Origin of the sequence: Streptomyces alkaliphilus (genome assembly GCF_014141535.1) — a bacterium.
Classification (GTDB): domain Bacteria; phylum Actinomycetota; class Actinomycetes; order Streptomycetales; family Streptomycetaceae; genus Streptomyces; species Streptomyces alkaliphilus.
In genome coordinates, this window is the sequence record NZ_VKHT01001477.1 from 1 (window position 1) to 869 (window position 869).

Below are 869 nucleotides of genomic sequence, written 5' to 3' on the forward strand. Positions count from 1 at the left end.
GCCTCCCGACCCACCCCGTTCCGGCGGTTCGGCGTTCTTCTCCGGGCGACGCCCGGGGCCCTCCTCGTCGTCCTCCCGGGGGTGGCCGTCTCCGTCCCGGCCGCGTTGCTCACCGCCTCCCCGATTCCGGTGCTGCTCGCCCTCGTCGTGATGCCCGTGCTGCTGCGGGTCCGGCACCGCCGCCGGCTGCGGGCGGAGGCCGAGCGCCGGGTGGAGGAGGTGATCTCCTGGTGCGCGGCGCTCGCGGCCGAGGCCAGAGCCGGACTGCCGCCGTACCGGGCACTGGTGGCGGCGGGACCGGCGGGGCTCGGGCCCCGGGCGTCCGAGGTCCTGGACGCCGCCCGGATCGGGGACGGTGTGCCGGAGGCGTTGCGGCGCCTGGCCGGCGAGCCCGGGGCCGAGGGGCTCGGCGCGGCGGCGGCCTGTTGGCGGGTGGCCCTGGACAGCGGGTCCTCCCTGGCCGACGGTCTGGACCGGGTGGCCGACACCCTGCGGGCCGAGCGCGACCGGCGGGCCGATCTGCGCGCCGAACTGGCCGGCCCCCGCACCACCGCCGTGGTCCTGGCCGGTCTGCCCCCGGTCGGCCTGGCACTGGGGTCCCTGATGGGCGCGGCTCCGGTGGACGTCCTCCTCCACACCGCGGTGGGCCGGATCTGTCTGGCGGCCGGCTGTCTGTTGGAGGGACTCGGCCTGGCCTGGGCGGCGGCGATCGTCCGCTCCGCCGAACGCGGCGGGGCGGCGGGAGCCGGCCCCGCCCTTCGGGGAGGTGTCCGGTGACCTCCTTCCCGGTGACCTCCTTCCCGGTGTTCCACCCGGCGCTCCCGGCCACCGCCCCGCCCGGGGGCGGGATCGGCACGGCGGCCGGTGGG

At 79.1% G+C, this 869-nt stretch carries 1 protein-coding gene; it reads left to right on the forward strand.

Annotation, left to right across the window (positions count from 1 at the left end; genetic code table 11):
• The coding region (locus FNQ90_RS28280) for a type II secretion system F family protein (protein WP_267133117.1) at positions 1-777 on the forward strand (777 nt) is incomplete at its 5' end.
• Positions 778-869: the final 92 nt, after the last annotated feature.